Below are 19,990 nucleotides of genomic sequence, written 5' to 3' on the forward strand. Positions count from 1 at the left end.
TCTTGCGAGTCTGGAATCCGGCCGTCTTCCCTGGTGGCAAGCAAGCCTGACATTGGAGACGCTATGAAACTTGCTTTGAAATTAATGCCCGCCGCCCTCGCCGTTGCCGGTGCCTTTGCCACCCAGGCCCAGGCGCAGGAAGCCACTCCCGCTGCTGCCAGCACGGCCCAGGAAGCCAGCGATGCGAAAGAACGCATGGAAACCGTCACCGTTTCCGCCCGCCGCCGCGAAGAGCGGCTGCAGGACGTGCCGCTGGCCGTCACGGCGTTTTCCGCCAAGGCCCTGGAACGGGCGAATATCCAGAACCTGGCCGACTTGCAGGAGCGTGTGCCGAACCTGACCGTGTACGCTTCGCGCGGCACGAACACCACCCTGACGGCTTTCATCCGCGGCGTGGGCCAGGCCGACCCCGTCTGGGGCGTGGACCCGGGCGTGGGCATTTATTTTGACGACGTCTACATGGCTCGTCCGCAAGGCGCCCTGCTCGACGTGTTCGACGTGCAGCGCATCGAAGTGCTGCGCGGCCCGCAAGGCACCCTGTACGGCAAGAACACCATTGGCGGCGCCATCAAGTACATTTCGCGCCCATTGGCGAAGGAAAACGGCGCTTTGGCGGAAGTGGGTATCGGTAATTACAACCAGCGCAACTTCAAGGCCGCCTTCAATCTGGCCAACGAGAACGGCACCTGGCGCGCGCGCCTGGCGGCTGCCAAGCTGGACCGCGACGGCTTCGGCCGCAACACCTTCAATGGCGAACAGGTCAGCGACCAGGACAGCACGGCCGCGCGCCTGTCCGTCGGTTACTTTCCGCAGGGTATCCCTTTGACCGTCGTGCTGAGCCTGGACGCCACGGACGACAAATCGGGCGTGCGCGGCTTCCAGCGCATGGGCGTGAGCGCTTTCGACCCGCTCAAGCGGCCCGCCAGCACGGACGCGTATGACATCCAGAGCGGCATGCCGGGCAACAACTTCACGCACAACCGTGGCGGCTCGCTGGTGGCCAACTACGCGCTGTCGAACGAGTGGTCCGTGAAAGTGATCGGCGCCAAGCGGCGCAGCACATCCGAGCAAACCATCGACTTCGACGGCTTGCCGCAGCCCATCGCCGACGTATTCGGCGACTCGCGCGACGAGCAGAAGAGCCTGGAATTGCAAGCGTCGTACAGCGGCGACTACGGCGCCGGCGTGATCGGCCTGTACCGCTTCGAAGGCACGGCCGGCGGCGGCATCTACAACAACTTCCTGGGACGCCAGTTCACGGCCGCCGTCAGCACGGTAGAGACGGACAGCACGGCGCTGTACACGGACTGGACCTGGCCGCTGGGCAAGGTGTGGAGCATCAATGCGGGCTTGCGCCACACGCGCGAGGAAAAGCGCGCCATCGTGCTCAACCGCGCTTTTGCCGACGTGGGCTTTACGCGGCCCATCCAGACGGCGGCCGACTTCGACAAGTCCTTGTCGGTCAGCAATACCTCGCCGAAAATCTCCGTGCGCTACGAAGCGTCGAAGACGACGAATTTCTACAGCAACCTGTCGCGCGGTTTCAAATCGGGCGGCTACAACGTGCGCGCCAACAACCTGGTGGTGCCCGATTCCGCGCGGCCCTACAAGGATGAAAAACTCGACGCGCTGGAAGTGGGCATGAAGTACGCGGCGCCGGACGATACGTTTGACGCCAACGTGGCCCTGTTCTACAACCGCTACAAGGATATCCAGTTGTCCGTCTTCACCAGCTATGTGCAGCCGGGCGGCGTACCGGGCTTCTATGGCGACTTTACGAATGCGGGCAAGGCCACCGTGAAAGGGGCCGAGTTCGAATTTTCGTGGCGGCCAAACCGCCAGTGGGAGGTCAACGGTTTCCTCGCCCTGCTGAACGCCGGCTATGACGAGTTCATGAGCGGCGGCAAGAACATTGCGGATACGCAAAAGTTCAGCAACACGCCGCGTCGGCAAGTGGGCTTGAATCTGACGCGCACGGACCGCGATGTGTTTGGCGGGGCCTTGCGCAGCATGGTCGGCTATGGCTACCGCAGCAAGGTGTATCCGACCACGGACTTGAGCGAGACCCTGGCGCAAGGCGGCTACAGCATCTGGACGGCGGGTGTCGTCTGGGAAGCGCCAAAGAACTGGACCTTCAGTCTGCATGGCAGCAACCTGGGCAATAAACGCTACCGCACGGATGGCTACAACATTCCCGCCGTGTTCATCCTCGACGGTTTCTACGCTCCACCGCGCCAAATCATCGCCAAGGCAGGCTATAAATTTTAAGAGGTTGTAGAAGTGCCGGCTTGATGTGTATCAAGCCGGTTTGTTGTCGCTGTTTTCGTCGTTAATAATAATCAGGAGACTGGCATGGCACATCTGAATCAGCAACTGCGTCACTTGTTATCTGCAATCATCGCCGCCTGCGGCTTGCTGGCCGCGCTGCCGGCCTCTGCTGGGCAGTGGGACTTCGGCCTGTATGCGAGCCTGTGGGGGGCACGTGAATACCAGGTCTGGTTACCGAGCAATTACAATCCGAACACGCCGCTGCCCGTGGTGTTGATGCTGCACGGCTGTGGTTCCGAGCCCAACAGCATGGCCGCCGTCAGCCGCTACAACCAGCTGGCTGATAGCGAAAACTTTATCGTCGTCTATCCGCGCCAGAACGCCACGGCCAATCCCATGCGCTGCTGGAATTTCATGCTGCCGCTGAACCAGGAGCGTGGCACGGGCGAGCCGGCCGTGCTAATGGGCATCTTGAACAAGGTCAAGAACAAGTATGCGGTGCAAGACAGCCGCGTGTATGTCACGGGCATTTCGGCGGGCGGCGCCATGGCCTCCATCATGGCTGCCTGCTACTCCGATGTGTTCGCCGCCGTGATGGTGCACTCGGGCGGCATGTACAAGGGGGCCATCGGCATGCTCACGGCCGCCGACTCCCTCTTCAACGGCAGTTCCTTCGACCCGAAAATACGCGGCAAGGATGCCTGGCGCTGCTCCGGTTCGCCGCGCCGGCTAATGCCGACGATGGTGTTCCACGGCACCTCCGACATCGTCGTCAACCCCCTCAACGGCGAGCAAACCATCGAGCAATTCTTGCAGACCAGCGATGTCGGCGACGATGGCCTCGACAATGACAGCGTGCGCTACCGTGCCGACAGCATCGTGCGCCAGACGGTGCCGTACGGCCGCAGTTACTCCATCGATACGTATCTGCACAACGGCGCCGTCATCGCACAAAAGTACACGGTGGAAGGCATGAATCACGCGTGGAGCGGCGGTCCGCCAGGCTGGCCATTCAGCGATGAGCTGGGACCGGACGCCACTGTAATCAGCTGGAATTTCTTCAAGAATGTCCAGCGCTAATGCTGTGAGGAAATGTGCAGCTTGTACAATGGGGCGCAGCGATAGCGCCCCATTGTTTATGCCTGTGAACCATCCCATGCCTGTTTGCCGCCTGCTGTCCTGTCTTGCCCTTGTATTGCTGTCCGCTTGCGCCAGCGTCGCCCCGTCCGCACCATCGGCGGCCTACGCGCAAGCATTCGAGCGTGCCGCCCAGCAAGACAGCATGCGCAGCGAATGCGACTGGAGCGTGCGCTATGCGCCCGTCGCACCCAAGGACGCCAGCGTGGCGCAACTGCAGGCCATCGCCACGGCGCGTCTGGCGGCCCTGCAACTGGCGCCCGCCTGGACCTTGGCCATGCCCGGCAGCGAGGCGCACGTCTTTAGCGACTCGGAGCAAGACCGCGCCGGGCTGCAATTGTTGCTGAGCATCGTCTTGCCCGCCATGGAGCGCTACCCGGCAGGCGTCTTCGCGCGCACGGGCTTGCGCCACGTCGTGCTGGTGAAAGACTTGAGCGTGGACGGCCAGCGCCGCCTGGCCATGCCTGCGCCGGAAATCGACAGTGTCGTCTATGCCGACAACCTGCTGGCCGCGCTGTGTCCGTCCGGCATGGAGCTGCGCGTGCACCACGAGTATTACCACTTCATCGAATACCGCCTGTTCAACGATTTCTATTACCGCGACCCCGCCTGGCTGGCCCTGAACCCGCCCGGCACGGCCTACGGCAAGGGCGGCGCCACGGCCTACGGCAAGGGTTTTCAAAACCTCGGTCACCCGCAACCGGGCCTCATCAGCCTGTACGCAGCCTACGGCCCCGAGGAAGATAAGGCGGAGGTGTTCGGCTGGATGATGACGCCTGCGTACGCGCTGCGGCTGGAGCAGTGGAGCTTGACGGATGCAGCGCTGGCGGCCAAGCGGCACGTCTTGCGGCAAGTACTGGACAGCAAGACAACTTCTGACTAAAGATAAAGCCGGTTTCTCCAGCTGGCGCACGTCCTGACGCCCGCTGCTCCCTGTATTTCGTGGTAACTATATAATCTGCGCTTGGGCGATACCCGCCCCTGAACTCCGATTGAAGGAATGCCATGCCAGGATCCATGCCAAGATATATTGTGCGCCCCTTGGCGCTGTGTGTAGTGTCGGCCGTGTGCCTCTCTGCCAGTGCCGCCGAGGCGGTGGTGGATGCGCAGCAGCGCGCGTCCTTGCTGGAATTTTATGCGCAGCAGTATCCGGACGAGCCCGCTGCACGCACCGTGTTCGAGAGCGTGCCGGTGGTAGGTGGCCGCGGCAGCGAAGTGGTGGGCAGCGTGGAAACGCCGCCATATCGCGGCCATGGCGCGCTGTGCCGTACGCAGCGTACCAAGTTCGTGTTGCACGGCGAGGGCAAGCAGGCGCGCTGGCAGGAGGCGGGCATGGAGTATTTCGCCTGGCTCGACCTTGGCACCTGCCGCGCGGTGGCCGAACCCGTGCGCATGCTGCAGCGCATTCCCGATGTGGAACTGGAAGGCGTGTTGCTGTACCAGAAGCCGCTGCTGGAGCGGGCACGATTATTAATGGCCGGCAATACGGCCTGTGCCCCATTGCGGGCGCTGAAGTTTACGCTGGCGGCCGTCGACGTGGGCTCCGCTGCGCCGCGTGCCGAGGAGCGTTATGCGCTGGTGTTCAAGAGCGACCGCGACAGCTACGCCCGCGTCTGGCTGCGCAAGAGCGGTGCCCAGTATGAAGCCTGGAATGTGACTTGCCCGCCAGTGCTGTAGACTGCTCGCCCTTTGCTCGATTCTTCTTTTTGACTGTTGCAACCATGAACCAACATTCCACTTCCGCCCGCAGTTGGGGCACTATCGTCACGCACAGCGACGAGATGGCTATCATCTACCGCTATGTCGACGCCTTCCATGACGACTGGGACCTGTCGTCGCAGCCTGACCGCATCATCATTGCCTGGCGTTATGAGGACGAAACGGGCATGCCCGCGCCGAACGAGCGCGAGCATATGGAAGAGCTGGAAGCGGCGCTGGAACCGGTCGTGGAAGCGGATGGTTTCGCCACCCTGGCGCTGGTTTCGACGGGCGAAAACTTGCGCGAATGGATTTATTACACGCAGTCGGGCGAAGAGTTTTTCAATCGCCTCAACACGGCGTTGGCGTCGCGCCCGAAATTCCCGATCGATATCCGCAGCGCGGCCGACCCCGCCTGGTCCACGTATGCGGGCTTCATGGCTGCCCTGCCGAAGTAATTACGCCAGCGCGGCCGTCACGATGCGCGTGGCGGCCGTGATGATGTCCTGATTCGTGTCCGCTTTTTTCTGTTCGCGCGTGTAGTACACGGCGATCAGCAGCGGCGCGCCGCTGGCCGGGTAGGCAACGCCGATATCGTTGACGCTGCCGTAGGCGCCCGAGCCCGTCTTGTCGGCCACCTGCCAGCCGGCCGGCATGCCGGCGCGGATGCGTTTGTCGCCCGTGGTGTTGCCGCGCATCCAGGCGTCCAGTTGCTGGCGCTGCGGCGCTGGCATGCTATTTCCCAATAACAATTGTTGCAAACTGTGTGCCATCGATGCAGGGCTGGCTGTGTCGCGCACTTCGCCTGGGATGGCGCTATTGAGTTCCGTTTCCCAGCGTTCCAGTTGGAACACCGTGTTGCCGATGCTGCGTGCAAACGCCGTCACGGCTTGCGGCCCGCCTAATACTGTCATCAAAAAATTGGCCGCGCTATTGTCGCTGTACTGCAAGGTGGCGGCGCACAGGTCCGCCACGCTCATGCCGTCGGCCAGATGCTTTTCCGTTATTGGCGAATACGTGACCAGGTCTTTTTTCTCGTAACGCACGTGCTGATCCAGCAAGCCCTGCTGGCTGACGCTGCGGGCCAGCACGGCGGCCGCCAGCATGGCCTTGAAGGTGCTGCACAGGGGAAAGCGTTCGTCGGCGCGGTAGGCGACGCGCAGGTCGCTGCCCTGGCGCCAGGCGGCAACGCCGAGGCGTCCGCCTGCGGCCTGTTCCAGCGCGGCCAGTTGCGTCTGGGCGGCGGCGATGCGGGGGGCGGGCGCGGCAAACAGCAGCGGTGTCGGGCACAGCAGGGCGGCGGCGCCGGCCAGCAAGAGGTGGCGGCGGACTTGGTTTGTGGAGTCAGTCATGGTCTGCAGGTGTTTTTGGCGTGGAAAGGGTGGCCAGCAATTCGCCGATGGCGAGCAGGCTGGCCGGTTTGGTCAGATGGTGGTCGAAGCCGGCCGCGCTCGATTGGCTGCGGTCGTTTTCGGCACCCCAGCCCGTCAATGCGACGAGCACGACGTTGGCGCCGGCCGGTATCCGGCGCAGCGCGCGTGCCACGTCGTAGCCGCTCATGCCGGGCAAGCCGATGTCGAGGAAGATAACGTTTGGCAAAAATTGCGGCGCCACGGCCAGGGCTTGCTCGCCGTCGTGGGCCACTTGCGTGGCATGGCCCATCATGTCGAGCACTGCGGCGAGGGTATTGGCCGCATCGGCGTTGTCGTCGACCACCAGCACGCGGAAGCGTGGGCCGCTGGCGGCGCCGGCCGGCGAGGCCAGTGCGGCGGGAACGGCCACTACGGCAGGTACGGCTGGGTCCGCCGCCAGCAGGGGCAGGCGCACACTGAAGGTGCTGCCCAGGCCGGCGCCGGGACTGGCCGCCGTGGCGCTGCCGCCATGCAACTCGGCCAGGCGCCGCACCAGCGACAGGCCGATGCCCAAGCCGCCCTGAGCCCTGCCCATGTTTTGCCCCACCTGCGTAAACATGTCAAACACGGTCGTGATCGATTCTGCGGGAATGCCCACGCCGCTGTCCTGCACTTCGATCAGCACCTCGTTGCCGTCGTGCAAGGCGCGCAAGCTGATGTGCCCGCCCGCTGGCGTGTACTTGGCGGCATTGTTGAGCAAGTTGCCCAGCACTTGCGCCAGCCGCGTGGGGTCGGCCTCGAGCCGCAGCGGTTCTTCAGCGAGTTGCACCTGCAACTGGTGGCGGCCCGCTTCGATCAGCGGCATGCTCGTTTCCACGGCGCTGGCGATGATGGTTTTCAAGTCTGCCCGTTCCAGCTTGAGTTCGATCTGGCCTCGCGTGATGCGGGCCACGTCCAGCAAATCATTGACCAGATGCACCATCTGATTGACTTGCCGTTCCATCACGTCGCGCACGCGCGCCACTGTGGCGGGCTTGTCGGCGGCCAGGTGCATGATTTGCAAGCCGTTGCGGATGGGCGCCAGCGGGTTGCGCAGTTCGTGCGCCAGGGTGGCCAGAAATTCCGTCTTGCGCCGGTCCATCTCGGACAGGTTGTCTGCCAGTTGGCGCAATTGCTGCTCCGAGCGCTTGCGTTCGCTGATGTCGCTGAACAGCACCGTCAGCAGGCGGCTGCCGGGACCGCCCAGGCGCGCGGCGAAGACTTCGAACCAGCGCTCCATGGCCACGGCTTCGTTTTCGTAGTGCACGGGCTCGCCGGTTTTGACGACCTGGTCGTACAGGTCGAACCAGTGCTGGTCGTGCTCGGGCACGAAGCTGCGGATGGTCTTGCCGATGGCGTTGTCCAGCCCCGACTGCTTGACGAAGGCGGGGTTGCCTTCCAGGTAACGGAAATCGATGGGGCGGCCCTGCTCGTCGTACAGCATTTCAATGACGCAAAAGGCCTGATCCATCAGGTCGATCAGGGTGCGGTAGCGTTCCTCGCTGCGGCGCAGCGCATCTTCCACTTGTTTCTGGCGCGTGATGTCGAGCAGCACGCCTGGAAATTGCAAGGGCGTGCCATCGGGGGCGTATTCCGCGCGGCCCCGCGCGATGACCGAGCGGTACTGACCATCGCCGGCACCGATGCGGTAGCTGGCCTCGAAGGGCGCGTGCTCGTGCAGCGCCTGGGTAATCTGCGCGCTGACTTGCTCGCGGTCATCGGGATGGATGATGTCCAGATAGCGCGCCAGCGGTGCCGCCGTGGCCGCACCAGCATTCACGGGGAATAAGCGCGCCATATTGCCGTCGGCCGTGACCCGGTCGGCCGCGATGTCCCAGTTCCAGGTGGCCACTTCGCCGGCCGCCAGGGTCAGGCGCAGGGTTTCCTCGTTCTGCTTGCTGGCCGTCAGGTCGAGCGAAATGCCGGACAGGGCAATCACATTGCCGGCACCGTCGCTGGTGCAGGTGCCGCGCATATGCGCCCAGTGCAGCGCGCCATCGGGCCAGCGCACGCGGATGTCGATCTCGAAATCGCTGGCGCCGGCGATGGCCGCATGCACCACCGTCTGCCACTGCTGCAGGTCGCCCTCGAGCATGGCGCCCGTCAACTGTGCGTAATCGATGTGGCTGGCAAGCGGCAGGCCCAGATTGGTCTTGAACGCATCGGAGCAGGCCATGCTGCCGCTGCCCAGGTCGATCTCCCACGTGCCCATGCGACCGCCCTGCATGGCCAGGCGCAGCCGCTGTTCCGTCTGCCGTTGCTGCGTCACGTCGCAATGCGAGCCCAGCCATTCAACGATGCTGCCGTCCGGCCCGCACACGGGCAGCATGCGCACAATCATATTGCGGTAGGTGCCGCTGACGTGGCGCAGCCGGTATTCCGCTTCGAACACAGTCGTCAGATGCGACGGCATGACGTAAGGCAAGTTGCGGTCGTCCGGATGCAGGGCATTGAGCCAGCCGCGGCCCAGCAGTTCGGCTTCGGTCTGGCCCGTGAAGGCGCGCCAGGAAGGCTGGTCGGCATCGAACTGGCCGAAGCTTTTCGTGCTCCAGACGATGTCGCAATGGGCACCCAGCAGTAAATGTGCGGCCTGGGCGGCGGCGATGGAGGACGGTACGGCGTTGCTGGGCTGGCTCGGTTCGGACATGGAGGCGATCGACGATGGTGCAAGGGGATGCAGGGGCCGCCACCGCACTGAAATGGGGCAGCCGTGCAACTCAATTCTGGCGATATTACAACTATTTTTACCCTCAGGGCTGTCTTGCAGGATGCCAGTTCTGCTTTCGGCTGACCAGGAAAAAAAGGTGTGGCCTGCGGCAAATCAACTGGTGAAACTACAAGGCGAGGGCGCTATTGTGGCTGAATAACCACTAGTCTGCCCTTTATGTTGATGAATGAATATTTTACATAACAATATTCTTGCAGCGCATAAGGCGCTTGAATTAAATTGGCGCCTTACTCAAAAGTTGGTGTTCATCAGACATTCCAGAGATGCGGCCGGAACCGCTGTCAGCTTGGAGGACAGCCAGGGCAGAGCCAGTGACGCCAGGAGCGGAGAAACATCCGCTCGCGCTGCTGCACCATGACGGTGCGGAGAACGCCCGCGCCGTACATAAGCCGGAGACAGGTTGGAAGACAGATTTCGCAATTCTTTTTTAAACTTCTGGGAAACAACATGATCAAGATGTCCAAGATGCACAAGCGGTTGTGCGCCAAAAGCGCCGCCATGCTGGCACTGTCCGCCGCCCTGCCTATCGGTTCGGCGTATGCAGATGAAGTCGCTGCTGATACGGCGCCTGCCGCCAGCCAGCTGGAAACCGTGACCGTGACGGCGCAGCGCCGCAAGGAAAATATCCGCGACGTGCCCGTCTCCGTGTCGCTGTTGCGCGACGAGAAGCTCGACGTGCTGGTGTCCGGCGGTCAAGATATCCGCGTGCTGGCCGGCAAAGTACCGAGCCTGAACGTGGAATCGTCGAATGGCCGTACTTTCCCCCGTTTCTACATCCGCGGCTACGGCAATACGGACTTCAATACGTTTGCATCGCAACCTGTTTCCCTGATCTACGACGATGTCGTGCAAGAAAATCCCATTTTGAAGGGTTTCCCGATTTTTGACGTGGCCGGCGTGGAAGTGTTGCGCGGCCCGCAAGGTACCCTGTTCGGCCGCAACACGCCGGCCGGCGTGGTGAAATTCGAATCGGCCAAGCCCAAGCTGGAGAAGGTCGAAGGTTATTACAACGTCTCGACTGCAACGCATAACACCAGCAACTTCGATGGCGCCGTCAACGTCCCCTTGAGCAATGAATGGGCCTTGCGTTTTTCGACCCTGCGCCAGCACCGCGACAATTATGTCGACAACACGTTTACGGGCAAGAAAGATGCGCTGGACGGCTACAACGAACACGCCGAGCGCGTGCAATTGCTGTACGCGCCGAACGGCACGTTCAACGCCCTGTTCAATGTGCATCAGCGCACCACGACCGGCAGCGCGCGCCTGTTCTTCGCCAATGCAATCAAGAAGGGCACGAATGACCTGGTCGATGGTTTCGACCCGCAAAAATCGTACACCAATGGCCAGAACTTCCAGCGCCTGCGCACCAGCGGCGCCAGCGCCCGCCTGAGCTGGGACCTGGACAGCGTCAAGCTGTTCTCGATCACCGGCTATGAAAAGGTCAACAATTACCTGAGCCATGGCGACATCGACGGCGGCGTGCCTGGCGCCCCCAATAATTTGCCATTTCAGGTTGAAACGGCTGGCGGCATCAGCGGCGTCACCCAGTACAGCCAGGAATTCCGCGTCGAATCGAAAAACGCCGGTCCTTTGAACTGGCAGTCGGGCCTGTATTTCTTCGATGAAGATGCCAACGGTTTCACCGACAACTTCAATAGCGACACGGGCGCGCTGACCTCCCACGTGGCCAGCCATCAGAAAAACAAGGCCTGGGCCGCCTTCGGGTCCGTCAACTATGCTGTCAACGAAGATTTCATGTTGCGCGGCGGCTTGCGCTATACCAAGGACAAGAAGGATTTCAACACGATCGAAGCGGACCGCGTGAAGCAAATTTCCCCCACCAGCGCCGATGTCAGCAAGGCCAAGGTCAACTGGGACTTGAGCGGCACTTACAAGTACAACAAGGACGTGAACTTCTACGCTCGCATCGCCACCGGCTTTCGCGCGCCGAGTATCGCGCCAGCTGGCGACAAGGTGCCTGTCACCATTGCTGATGCGGAAACCATCTTGTCCTACGAGGCCGGCATTAAGGCTGACTTGTTCAACCGCCGCGCCCGCGTCGCCTTCAGCATTTACGACTACGAGATCAAGAACCAGCAACTGACCGTGGTCGGCGGCAGCTCGAACGTCAACCGCCTGATCAATGCTGCCAAGACCAGCGGCCGTGGCGTTGAGCTGGACCTGGAAGGCTTCGTGACGCCTAGCCTGAAAATGTCCCTAGGTGGCAGCTACAACTTCACCCAGATTAATGACCCTGGCCTGGCCGTCAGCAAATGCGGTTTTGCTTCCTGCACCATTCTTGATCCGATCAATGCCGCCGGCAACGTCGTCATCAACGGCAATCCGCTGCCACAGGCGCCAAAATGGATCGTCACGGCCACGGGCCGCTACTCGATCCCGATGGAAAACGGCGAATTCTTCGTCTTCACGGACTGGGCTTATCGCAGCAAGATCAATTTCTTCCTGTATGAGGCAACCGAGTTCACCGGCAAGCCGATGGTCGAAGGCGGCTTGCGCGTGGGTTATACCTGGGATGCCGGCAAGTATGAAGTGGCCGCTTTTGGCCGCAACATCACGGACACCCAACGCATCACGGGCGCCATCGACTTCAACAACCGCACGGGCTTCATCAATGAGCCACGTCAATTTGGTGTGCAATTTAAAGGCAACTTCTAATTGCCTGATACCAGGCGCCGGCCATGTGCTGGCGCCTGCATTGCTACCCGCCCGGCTCGCGCCGTGGCGGGTTTTTTTATGTGTGTTCGGGAAGTTGCGCCCGCCGCTGTCCCCAGGCGGGAATGGCTTGCCGCCAGAAATCTTCCAGGTTGTCGGCGCGTACGTCGAGACCGAGGAAGCGGGCAGCGGGCAGCAGTGCCGACGCCAGCAGTTCGGCGGCATGCGTGCCCGTATCAAAGGCGAGGGCACCCGTCTGCTTTGACAGTTTCTCGCCGCTGGCATTATTGACGACAGGTACGTGCAAAAAGCCGGGATGGGGCAAGCCCAGCACATCCTGCAGATATAGCTGGCGTGGCGTGGAGTCGAGCAAGTCCGCGCCGCGCACCACCTGCGTGATGCCCTGCGCGCCATCGTCTACCACTACGGCCAGCTGGTACGCCCAGTATCCATCGCCGCGTAGCACGATGAAGTCGCCCACTTCGGTGGCCAGATCCTGCCGCTGCGCACCATGCCAGCGGTCGGCAAAGCCATACACGGCTTGTGGCCCCTCTGGCACGCGTAGCCGCAAAGCCCGTGCCGCTTTGCCCGGCGCCAAGCCATGGCGGCAGGTACCCGGATACACGGCGGCTTTATTCTTGTGCGTATCCGCCTGTACCACCGAATCGTGGATTTCCTTGCGCGAACAGCCGCACGCATACACGAGGCCATCATCCTGCAATTGCTTGAGCGCCGCCTCGTACAGCGGCAGCCTGCGGCTCTGCCACGTTGCCTCGCCATCCCACGCCATACCGCAGCGCTGCAGAGTGGCCAGGATCGCCATATCGGCGTCTTCGACATTGCGGTCATAGTCCAGGTCCTCGATGCGCAGCAGCCACGTGCCCTGATGCACCTTCGCATCGAGATAACTGGCCATGGCGGCAACGAGCGAGCCCATGTGCAGGGGACCGGAGGGGGAGGGGGCGAAGCGGCCGATGTAGGGGGCGGTGGGCATGCGGTGGATATCTTATTGGAATCTGATGTATTGATGCTGTGTTGCTGAATGGCTAGTCCTAAGTAGTAGAGGCGAAGTATGGTTCACGTTGAAAACCAAGTCAAATAGTTGGATATTTTTCCCATGTTACCTATGATAATTGGATTTGATAATTTTTTTGAAATGGTATAGGTGATGGATCTTCCTAAAGATGTTTTGCCACCTAGTATTTTTTCACCCGGCGAAAAATTTGGCGCGAAGGTTATTTCAACATCTTTGATGTTGTTTTTGATGTATATTTCGAAATCGGAAATATTTTTTTGATCTTTTTTGAATTCATGAAATGCTACGAGCAATATTTCAAAATTTTTTCCAGAAATTTTTTCTTCTGAATCATCAGTATTGGCTGTGTGTTTTTCCATGTCTCTACTGGAGTCGAAAAAAGTCTATTGGATGTCTTGCTAGTTAATTTTATAGGTGATTTTAGTGTTTGAATCATACTCTTTGATGACACTACTTGGTGTGCTTTAAAAGAAAATATCTTGGATGTTGGCGGGTTATACTTCGCACATCCACTACCATAGTCTATTTTTTATAGATATTATTTCTGATTGTTTTTCAGAACCATTCATTTAATTTTTTCATGAAGTATTCACAGGCTTTGTCTTCATTTTTAAATATGTGAATTGAAGTCTTTATGCCACGTTCATAATAGAAAATTTCAAAAAAATTGTCATTTTTTTGCATGCACAAACTTTCGTCCTGTAATTTTTTATTTATTGAATATGCATCGTCCGGGATATTGTTGATTTTTATGAGATTTAGCATTTCTGGAATTTTCATAGCGTCTTTCAAGGTATTGGTCCGCATGGTAAAACTTCTATCAATGATCCATTTTTAATTAAATCGTCGACAGGGAGAGGTAGCTCATATTGCATTCCCATGCCAACCTGGTTGAACCATGGAGCTGCTAACCCAGCGTCCACTTGGATTGGTTTTAAGACTTGATATACATGATAAGGTTTTCCATTCTGGTATGATTGGGGTAGTGCTCTATGTGAAAATTTTACTCCTTGAGGGGATACAAAAGTTCCACCTGGATATCCGAATCGATCTATGTTTGTCATTGGCAATAGTGAAAATTTATTAGGTATATCATTGAAGCCACGGTTTGCCGGCCAGCCTGGATCAGCGGCAAACCTACCATACTGATCTCTAAATCTAGCATTACGATCTTTGTCAACTTTTGAGGGATTTGCTTTACCACATACTAGACCTAATGGATCGGTCGTCATGGTAGGACTTGGTGAATAGAGGTAACTGTTGATGCCGCCTAATAGACCTATTGGATCTTGCGTCAGGTAACGTCCTGGCTCTGGGTCATAATACCTATAGCGATTGTAAAACAGCCCCGTTTCCCCATCCTCATACTGCCCTTGAAACCGCAACGGCTGTTCGATTTCTCCCTCTACATGCAGCAAACGCCCCCAGGCCTTGTAGCGCCCGCTCCAGACCAGGTTCCCTCGCATATCCGTCAACTCGCGTGCCGTGCCCAGGTGATCACAGTGGTAGTGGGTGATGCGGTCGTGTGCCGCCGCGTCATCGGCTACTGCTTGGGTACGTTGCCATGTTGATACATGATGCGCTTCGGTGTACGCTTGTTCTTGCGCAATCGCCGCTTGCAATTCGGCGTCGTGCCGGATGGCAGGTAAATCCCATTGCGCGATACGCGGCAAGTGGACCGTGCTTGCCCGGCGACAGGCTGGCGAACTGATCCTGGCCAGCGGCACGAAGCTGTCCGGCTCGTACAGATAGGTGACCGTCTCTTCTTGCCCAAGTTCCTGTGCCAGCGTGTCGCCATCCCAGACGAAGAAGGTGGTGCTGCTAGCGCAGTTGGCGGGCTGGTCCTTGGTGATGTCTTGCTGCTTGCTCCAGCGTGCTTCTTCTACCCGCTTGGCGATGCGGCGGCTGAAGGCGTCATAAAAGTAGTGGGCGCGGTGGCGTGACTGGCGTTCTGTCCTGGTGGCGTGGCTGAGGCGGTTTTCGGCGTCGTATTGCAGCGTCAAATCGCTCCAGGTCGATTCCCTGCCTGGTGGATGGAAGCGCTTGCCGGTGGCGTTGCCTTGCTCGTCGTAGTCGTATTCGGTATCGCCGTAGCGTTTCAGTACGTTGCCGGAGGCGGGGGCCGTATCGACCAGATTGCCTGCCGGGTCGAAGGTGTAGTGTTCGGCCAGGCCAGGTTGCACGGCGGCCAGCAGTTGGCCGACGGGGTCATAGGCGTAACTGAGTTTGCCGAGCGGGCCGGCAGCGGTGGCGCCCGTCTGTAAGATGGTGGTCAGGTTGCCTTGCGCATCGTATTCGAAGCGGCGTTCGCGCATGGGGACGGGCGCGTCGGCGCCGCGTGCCAGGGTCAGTTGCGTGAGCCGCGATTGCGGGTCGTACTGGCGCGTGGCGAGCAAGCCGCTGCTGCCCAGTTGCCGCTGCTTTTCGCGGTGCAGCTTGTCGCGTTCCACGTCGACCACGGTCTTGCCTTGCCATAGCACGCCATGCCAGTGGCCGGAGCCGTAGCGCAGGGTATCGATGCGGCGTCCATTCGGCAAGACCGTCTGGATGAGGTTGCCCAGTTCATCATACGCGTGCGTCATGACAAAGCTGGCGTCTGGCGCGCGCGGAGCATTTGGCAATCTTGCCGCTTCTGGCAGCGTTTGCAAAAAGCAGGCGCTGCGCTCTTCGATCAGCTGGCCCAGCGCATCGTGGACAAAGCGCTGTTCGGCTTGCGGTGCGGATACGGCCGTCAAGCGGCCCAGTGTATCGTAGGCGTAGCGCACCACGCCGTCCGCCGTGGTCTTGACGGATAACAAACCGAGCGTGTCGCGCAGCAGCTGCGTGCGCCGGCTGCCGCACTCGGTGGCGGTCAGGTTGCCGGCCTGGTCATAGCTGTATTGCGTACGCTTGCCGTCGAAGCCCGTTTCCGACGCCAGCCAGCCTTCCGCGTGATACGCGAGCTGGTAGCTTTCGCCCTTGGCATTGATCAATTCCGTCAGTTGCAGCGCGGCATCGTAGCGATACTGCAAGGCTTGGCCGATGGCGTCCGTGCGCTCCACGGGCAAGCCCTGGCCGTTGTAGCGGTAGCGCGTCTGCTGGCCGGCAGCATCCACGTGCAAGACCAGATTGCCGTCTGCATCGTAGGCGTAGTGTTCCCGTGTTTTGTCTGGTGTGATGAGCCCGGTCAGGCGGCCGAGGCCGTCGTACTCGTAGCTGCTGACGTGGCCCATGGCATCGCGCGCAGCCGTCAATCTTCCCTGCTTGTCGTAGCTGTATTCGCTGCTGTGGCCAGAACAATCCGTGTAGCTGGTAAGCATGCCCTGGCGGTTGTACTGGAAATGCTTGCTGCCGCCCCTGGCGTCGATCAGTTCCAGCAGTTGGCCGCGCTGGTCGTAGCGGTAGCGCGTGACATGGCCCAAAGCATCGGTGATGCTGACGGGGCGGCCTGCCGCATCGTATTCGCGCAAGGTGGTGTTGCCCAGTGCATCGGTGAAGGCGACGGGCTGGTTCTGGTCATCGTATTCGATGGTGCTGCTGTGTCCCTTGGCATCGGTGCTGCGGGCCAGGTTGCCGGCTGCATCGTAGGCGTAGCGGGTGGCGGCGCCGTTGGCGTCGATATCGGCCAGCAGCATGCCATCGCGGTCCCACTCGCGCCGGCCCAGCGAGGCGGCCTTGCCATCGATGACGCGGCGCACTTCGGTGACCAGCCAGTTGGCATCGAATGTGTATTCGAGAACGCCGCCGCTTTCCGTGACGCGGCTGGTGTCGTTGTCCACGTAATCGATGCGCGTGTACTCGCTGCCATCCCGGGCGCGCGTGGCGATGGCGCGCGCCTGGTAGCTGTTGGCCACGGTGACGGGATAGCGCAGCGCCAGTTCCTGCTCGCTTAACGGTGATCCGCTCCAGCGGGCACCTAGCGCATCCAGACTGATCCATTCGAGTTCGTAGGTAAAACCCGTGTAGCTGCTGCACGACGTCAGCAGGTGGTGACGATAGGTGTAGCGGCGCGTGTCGCCGAGCGCATTCGACTGGCTGATCAGGTTGTGACGTGGCGCGAAGGGCGGCTGACCATCGTTCGTCTCGCTGGCATACGCGTAGCGGACGTGGCAGATGCGGCTGCCGTCAGGCAATACCTCATCGATCTTCCCGATGTGGATGGCCTTGTCCTCATCCCCGCGCATGGCTTCGAACACGCTGCCATCGTCGCTGCGCAGGCGCAGCATCACTTCGCCCGGCCTGGCATCCATGCAACGGTCGATGCTGATGCCGCGCCCATCGCGCCCTTCGCTACGCACGAGTGCAAAGCGCTGCGTGGCGACGGGAGCGGACGGAACCAGCATGGCGTTGACGCCGTCGTAGCCGTGCGGCAGCCAGGCGCCTTCAGCGCGCGCGTAGCGGTCGACGCTGCCGTCGCGCCACAACATGGCAAAGGTGTCGGCGCTGTCGCGCGTGAGCGTGAAACCTTCCTTGCGGCTGTCGTGCTGCTGGCCCGGTTCCAGGTAAGGCAGGCGCAGGGCGCGGCCGCTGTCGTCGTGAACCACGATGCCGGCGGCGCATAGCGACAGGCTGGCGGTGTAGGGCGTGGACCAGCGTGCGCCCAGCAAGCCCCAGTCTTCGCATTCGGCGCCGGAGCGGTAGCAGCGCCTCCAGGCGATGGGGATGCTGCGTTCGAGCGCGAAATCCGTCTGGTACAGGATTTCCTGCCCCGTGCCGAAATGTACGGGCTTGCGGCCCTTGACGGGTTTTTTCGCGGGGCCGCTATCTTTCGGGCAGCAATCGGACGGTGGCTCCGATTTCGGCTCCTTCTTGCCGCGGCTCTTGCCGTCGTCGCCGCCGTTTTTTGGCGGTGGTTTGTCGAGTTTTGGGGGCGGCTTGTCCGGTTTTTTGCCGACCAGCTTGTCCTTGACCTTATTGATGGTCGGCGCCGCTTTTTTGCCGAGAAACTTGCTCAGTATTTTCCCACCTGGGACCTTGCTGAACACCGCAGTTTGCAGTACTGTGCCTGCCGCATTCGTGACGATGTCTGAGGCGGTACTCAGTAAATCAGGTGTCTTGCCTGTCAATAGGTAGTCGGCCGCCTGGTCGAGCACTGTGGCCGATGCTTCCATGGCCGTGCCTGTCGCAACGGTAGCCGTGCCGGCCACAGCGCCCGCTGCCGCCCCGGCTTCCATCGCGGCGGCAACGGGGGCGCCGACTCCCGTTGCCGCGACACCCACTCCGGCGACTCCCAGCACGGCGCTGCCTGTCAGGACGGCGCTGCCCGCGTCCACCATGTCTTCGGCGGCGCCATGCATTTTCTTCGATCCATGATCCTTGTAATCTTGAGCCGCTTCCCGTATCGCCGCCTTCACTTCCTTGAGCACGGGCTTGGCCGCCTCCGCGCCCCGCTCATAAATCTTGCCCACGGTATTGCGCGAATTCATCCATACTTCGCGCCCCATCTGCACCAGCTTGGCGCCGTTGGCGCGGTGAATGGGGCTGGCGACCTTGGTGTCGACTTGCTTGCCGACGGTGCCGCTCTTGACGCCGCCCGCCTTGCCGGCCGCGTCGCCCTTGACGGTGGGAATAATGCTGCGCTGATGCAGGATGACGGGCTCGCTGTGCGACTTGACGTTGGGCGAAGCGTTCTGTGCTTCCGAGAACTCGCCGATGATGCTGTAGGGAATAGGGGGCGTGCTGGAGCCGACGGGCGTCTTGCACATGTCGGGGCTGAGGCTGACGCAATAGAAGCGCCCCGACTTGGTGACGGTTTCATTCGTCATGGTTTTTTTTGCCCTGCTCGACGGCTACGCCTAGCGCTTCCTGCGCCTGTTCCAGCAGTTCGATGCGCGCGATTTGCGCCGGCTCCATCAGGTGCAGCAGGCGCGACGCGACCTGGCCCGCATCGGCCGGCACGATGGCGCGCCAGACCAGTTCCACAGTGGCCGCCTCGGGATCGACCAGCACCGTATCGATGGCCAGGCGCCAGACGAGCAACTGGTCGTTTTTGTCCGCCAGCAACAGGCACAGTACTTGTTGGGGCAGGGCGAAGCGCAGCACCGTGTTGCCGCGCGGGTCAATGCGGGCCGAGGGATGGTCGTGGCGGCACAGATTGGTCAAGGTGAATTGTTCCCGTCCCGTCAGGTACGGGCATTGCTGCTCAGGCGGCGTGCTGTTCCAGTAGGCAAAGTCGAAGTCTTCCGGCAGGACGGGGATTTCGTCGGCATCCCATTTATCCTTGACCACGATGCTGCCGGCCAGCGTGCGGCGCGGCAGCCAGCCACGGCCGATAGCGGCCAGTCCCGCCGGCGCGGGCAACTCCTTGCCGCCCGCGCCTTGCCAGAACTGGGCGGCTGTGCATGGCTGCGAAGGATGTGTGATCGATGGATACGTGATGCGAGGCGCGGGCACCTCATCGATGTGTTTCGCATCCAGGTACCAGTGCCGTGCAAAGCCCCGTCCCAGCGGGTTGGCCTGGCAGGAATCGTGCGCCGCCGCGTTGTAATCATCGGCCTCGATGCGGCATTGCCCGCCATACGCGTAGGCATAATGCAGCGGTAATTGCAGGAACGCTTCTGGTGCGGATAGCTGCCATGGATTGGGCCGCAGCAAGCCTACCGTGGCAATGCGGGCGCAGCCTTGCGCCAGGCGCGTGAGGACGGTTTTCTTGCGGAAGGCACGCTCGCCGCACACTTGCAAGGTCTTGTCGATCAGGGTCTTCTTTTCTGACCGCACCTTCAGGTTGACGAGAAATTGCGGCATCGCCTGCCCGCGCGGCGCATGCGCCACGCCATTGATGATCACGTCGCAGCGCGGCTTGTACGGCGCGAAGTCGCTCTCCTGCACGGTGCCCGCCTGCGTGTCGTCGCCCAGATGCCGGTCTTCCGTGGCCAGCGGCGATGGTTGTGCCATGGTCAGCAGGCTGGCCAGGCCATCGGCGCCGCACGGCCCCAGGGTGTAGCCCATGCGCGCCACCACCACGTGGAAGGCCTCGCCGAATTGATCGACCATGTCGAACTGGCTTGCCGCGTGCGGCGTGCGGTTGTCGAACAGCACGTTGGGGATGTTGAAATGGGCGGTACCGGCATCGTTCAT

Annotated in this window: 13 protein-coding genes; 6 read left to right on the forward strand and 7 right to left on the reverse strand. The window is 60.9% G+C overall.

The annotated features are described in order from the left end of the window. The first annotated feature begins 63 nt into the window (after positions 1-63). The 5 genes from ACQ4W7_RS17320 (at position 64) to ACQ4W7_RS17340 (ending at position 5,561) form a co-directional block, all read left to right on the forward strand. A complete protein-coding gene (locus tag ACQ4W7_RS17320) occupies positions 64-2,268 on the forward strand; it encodes a TonB-dependent receptor (RefSeq protein WP_436532014.1) in 2,205 nt (734 codons plus the stop codon). An 84-nt stretch (positions 2,269-2,352) separates the two neighbouring features. Next, complete coding sequence (locus ACQ4W7_RS17325) at positions 2,353-3,348, forward strand: extracellular catalytic domain type 1 short-chain-length polyhydroxyalkanoate depolymerase (RefSeq protein ID WP_426072577.1); 996 nt, start codon at positions 2,353-2,355, stop codon at positions 3,346-3,348. Between the two features lie 76 nt (positions 3,349-3,424). After that, a complete protein-coding gene (locus ACQ4W7_RS17330; protein WP_436532016.1) occupies positions 3,425-4,288 on the forward strand; it encodes a hypothetical protein in 864 nt (287 codons plus the stop codon). A gap of 134 nt (positions 4,289-4,422) precedes the next feature. Then, entirely contained in the window at positions 4,423-5,082 is a 660-nt protein-coding gene (locus tag ACQ4W7_RS17335) for a hypothetical protein (RefSeq protein ID WP_426072582.1), read from the forward strand. Between the two features lie 44 nt (positions 5,083-5,126). After that, on the forward strand, positions 5,127-5,561 hold the full coding sequence (locus tag ACQ4W7_RS17340) for a DUF695 domain-containing protein (RefSeq protein ID WP_436532018.1): 435 nt from the start codon (positions 5,127-5,129) through the stop codon (positions 5,559-5,561). Here ACQ4W7_RS17340 and bla read toward each other — a convergent pair whose 3' ends face one another. Together bla and ACQ4W7_RS17350 are read right to left on the reverse strand one after the other, a co-directional pair. Continuing rightward, positions 5,562-6,455 carry a class A beta-lactamase gene (gene bla / locus ACQ4W7_RS17345; protein WP_436532020.1) on the reverse strand — a complete coding sequence of 298 codons (894 nt, stop codon included), beginning with the start codon at positions 6,453-6,455 and terminating at the stop codon, positions 5,562-5,564. It abuts the gene before it with no gap. After that, complete coding sequence (locus ACQ4W7_RS17350) at positions 6,448-9,141, reverse strand: hybrid sensor histidine kinase/response regulator (RefSeq protein ID WP_436532023.1); 2,694 nt, start codon at positions 9,139-9,141, stop codon at positions 6,448-6,450. Before ACQ4W7_RS17350 ends, bla begins: the two co-directional genes overlap by 8 nt. Before the next feature lie 528 nt (positions 9,142-9,669). Between ACQ4W7_RS17350 and ACQ4W7_RS17355 the strand changes: the two genes are divergently transcribed. Then, a complete protein-coding gene (locus ACQ4W7_RS17355) occupies positions 9,670-11,901 on the forward strand; it encodes a TonB-dependent receptor (RefSeq protein WP_436532025.1) in 2,232 nt (743 codons plus the stop codon). Between the two features lie 76 nt (positions 11,902-11,977). Here ACQ4W7_RS17355 and gluQRS read toward each other — a convergent pair whose 3' ends face one another. The 5 genes from gluQRS to ACQ4W7_RS17380 form a co-directional block, all read right to left on the reverse strand. Beyond that, entirely contained in the window at positions 11,978-12,892 is a 915-nt protein-coding gene (gene gluQRS, locus ACQ4W7_RS17360; protein WP_436532027.1) for a tRNA glutamyl-Q(34) synthetase GluQRS, read from the reverse strand. A gap of 83 nt (positions 12,893-12,975) precedes the next feature. Further along, positions 12,976-13,293, reverse strand: a complete 318-nt coding sequence (locus ACQ4W7_RS17365; RefSeq protein ID WP_436532029.1) for a hypothetical protein — start codon at positions 13,291-13,293, stop codon at positions 12,976-12,978. Positions 13,294-13,489: 196 nt separating this feature from the next. After that, positions 13,490-13,741, reverse strand: a complete 252-nt coding sequence (locus ACQ4W7_RS17370) for a hypothetical protein (RefSeq protein ID WP_436532031.1) — start codon at positions 13,739-13,741, stop codon at positions 13,490-13,492. After that, the gene (locus ACQ4W7_RS17375) at positions 13,723-18,678 is read right to left on the reverse strand and encodes a glycohydrolase toxin TNT-related protein (RefSeq protein WP_436532033.1); all 4,956 of its coding nucleotides are present in this window, start codon (positions 18,676-18,678) and stop codon (positions 13,723-13,725) included. The genes ACQ4W7_RS17370 and ACQ4W7_RS17375 overlap by 19 nt, the downstream gene beginning before the upstream one ends. Then, positions 18,668-19,990 carry a DUF2169 family type VI secretion system accessory protein gene (locus ACQ4W7_RS17380; RefSeq protein ID WP_436532035.1) on the reverse strand — a complete coding sequence of 441 codons (1,323 nt, stop codon included), beginning with the start codon at positions 19,988-19,990 and terminating at the stop codon, positions 18,668-18,670. The genes ACQ4W7_RS17375 and ACQ4W7_RS17380 overlap by 11 nt, the downstream gene beginning before the upstream one ends.

It is taken from the genome of Janthinobacterium algoris, from assembly GCF_051380935.1.
Classification (GTDB): Bacteria; Pseudomonadota; Gammaproteobacteria; order Burkholderiales; family Burkholderiaceae_D; genus Janthinobacterium.